The organism is Campylobacter sp. S4:11 (genome assembly GCF_024723695.1).
GTDB classification, from domain to species: domain Bacteria; phylum Campylobacterota; class Campylobacteria; order Campylobacterales; family Campylobacteraceae; genus Campylobacter_D; species Campylobacter_D jejuni_C.
In genome coordinates this window covers 1-2,974 of record NZ_JANQDC010000040.1, presented here as the reverse complement: position 1 = coordinate 2,974, position 2,974 = coordinate 1, and the positions used below count along the sequence as shown (strand labels likewise).

The 2,974-nt window shown below is 29.1% G+C and carries 1 protein-coding gene; it reads right to left on the bottom strand.

Annotated elements, in window-relative coordinates; genetic code table 11:
* Positions 1-33: 33 nt before the first annotated feature.
* On the bottom strand, positions 34-2,974 hold a 2,941-nt coding region (locus tag CAMP5053_RS07950), incomplete at its 5' end, for a hypothetical protein (protein ID WP_337217611.1).

Sequence of the window (2,974 nt, the reverse complement as noted above, 5' to 3'; positions counted from 1 at the left end):
ATATATTTATATGCTGTGTGTTAAATATATAAATTACAATCCCCCAACTACACAAGGATTCATAGTTTTATAATTATCACTGACTATGCAGGTTTTACCTTTTTGAAGTAAGGAAGTTTCGTCCACCTCTTCAGTTTCCTCTTCTTCATCTAAAGTTTCATCACCTATTAAATTAAGTGAAGCAGTTTGTTCAAATTCCATATCAGTTTCAGGTAAATCTGGCTTATTTGGATCTTCCCCATCACCACCATCTCCAGTTATTTCTTTTAAGTTAGGATTGGTATTTAATATTACATTAGCAAAAGCACCAACTACTTTAAAATTTTCTGTGTTGTTATTATTTTTCCAAGTAGATAGTTCTTTTTGATTTTCATTGATTAAATCTGCTAAAACTTGACTATCTTTCATTAAGATATCTATTTGGTTTTTTAGTGCAATAAATTCTGGATCATTTTTGCTTGCTAAACCTTTATTGATTAAATCTACATAAGCATTGTAGGCTTTAATAGTATTATCAAGTTTATTTTGCATAGCAATAAGATATTTTAAATATTCATTAGATTCATCTACTAAAGGTTTTAAATCATTTTCAAGTTTATCGATTTTACCTTTGATGGTTTTGGTTGTATTATTTACTTGGCTTAATATTTCATTTTTAACGCTAAAGCCATTTCCTTCAAATTTATCTTTTGAAGCAGTGCTTAAACCATTCTTTTCATAAGTTAAAAGAAAATCTAAGCTTTGAACTACTTCTAAAGCTTTAGTTTTATCACCACTTAGAAAATATTTAGCCACAAATTCAACCTTTTGATCTTCACTCATTTTAGAATAATTTGCTTTATCTTCTAGCATTTTTAATAAATCACTTATTTGTAGTTTATATTTTCCATTGGTGATATCATTAATGATTTCTTCTTTGATTATTTCTTGAAGCAAATCATCTTCATCTAGCTTTGCATCACTACCTTCTCCACCTTCTCCACCTTCACCTATGGTGCTAAAATTAGGATCTGTTATATCAAAGTCAGTGGTAGTTTTAAATGAATTAGAAGCTTGATCATATTGTATTCCTGTGGCTGTTTGAGCGGAAGTGATGAAGTTATCGTATTGATTTTGGGAGAAAGTTAAATTGTTATTATATTTATTATCTGTATAGTTATCATAAGCTGAAAATAAATCTTTATCATAATAAAGAAAAATATTTCCTTTGAAATTTACATTATTATCAGAAAAAGCAGTGTCGCTTTCATTATTATAAATAAAAGCTGTTTTAAATCTTAAATCGTTTCTTTTGTCATTGCTTATAGTTAAACCATCTAAAGACACAAAGATATTTTCCAAGGTAGCATTTTTAGCTTGCTCAGCAAAAATACCTATATTTCCATAATATGGATCACCATAACCACCACTAATATATCCATCGTATTTTATATTACCTATATTATAAATGATTATGTTTTTAAAAGTTGAATTTCCAGAAACATAACTATTCCCTATTTGTCCGGCAAACAAAGATAAAAAATTCACATCATATACATCAATCTTATCTATATTGCTTATAGATATATTTTCATAGCTTCCTTTTAAAATTTCACCTGCAAATAAACCAGTAAACTCACCCTCATAAAATTTTATAAATTCAATATCATTTAGTTTAATATTTTTAAATTCTCCATCTTCTATGAGACCTATAAAACCACCAGAACTTTCAGCTCCCATGGTAGCTGAAAGTTCTCCTATATTGTTTAAAGTAATATTTTCATATTTACCAGCGTTTGATTTTACTATAAAACCTCCAACACCTTGCTCTGCTGTTATTTTTCTTATATCATCAAGTAAAATATTTTTAAATAATACCTCATTGGCTTTATGACCCCAAAAGTTGGCTATAAAACCTCCAGTCCAAGTCCAGCCACCTATTTTATCAAAATCACTTAGTTTAATATTTTCAAAAATTATTTTATCAACTGTAGGAGCGTAAGCACCGGGTTTTCCCACATAACCTATAAAACCTCCAGAATGCTGACCAAAAATACTATTGCTCTTATAAATATTTATATCTTTAAAAACACCTGAACTCGCATAACCAGCAAATCCTCCAGCACCATTTTCTCCTTCAATCTTTGTCAACTCTTCAATAGATATTCTTTCATAATTTCCTCCTTTAGAGCCATCTATAGCCCCCACAAAACCTCCTGCATGGCTAAATACAGAATCTACTTGTTTTACTTTTTTAACAGAAATATCATAAAAACCTCCACCTTTTGAAACACCTGCTATAGTTCCAGTGGCTTTATCACCTTTCATATTGATATTTTCAACTTTTAAGTTTTTGACAACACCACCATTTCCAACTCCACTAAAAATGCCTATATAATATTTTCCATGTGTTTTATTATTACTACTGTTAAAAATAGAAGCATCTAACACAATATTACTCAAAGTATAACCATTACCATTAAAAGTAGATGTAAAAGATTTACTCCAACTATCATCTGTATACCCCACCATATACTCAGGTTTAAAATCATTTTTAAAGTCTATTGTTTTTATAAGTCTAAATTCTTCAACATCTCTTGTATCACCTCTATCATTATTCCAAGCATCAGCAAATATAGCCCATTCACCTACTGAGTCTATAGTAAGGTATTGTTTAAAGTCTATTTTTTGAACTTTATTTTCAGTTACTTTATTGTTATTGTCTGTATAATTAGTTAAAGTAAAACCATCAGCACCTACAAACTTATAACCACCATCTTCAAATGCACTCATGCTAGCTGCTATGCTAACACTTTTTAAAGCTGTAAGATAATTGGTTTTATTTCCTGCAAAAGAGCTAGGATTTAATACTAAATCATTTCCCACTAAATGTGTAGTAGAGTTTTTATTTCCTACTTTACCACCTTGTATATCTACCTTATTCCCTATAAGTAATACATTATTAGCATTAATATTACCCATATTAACTACATTG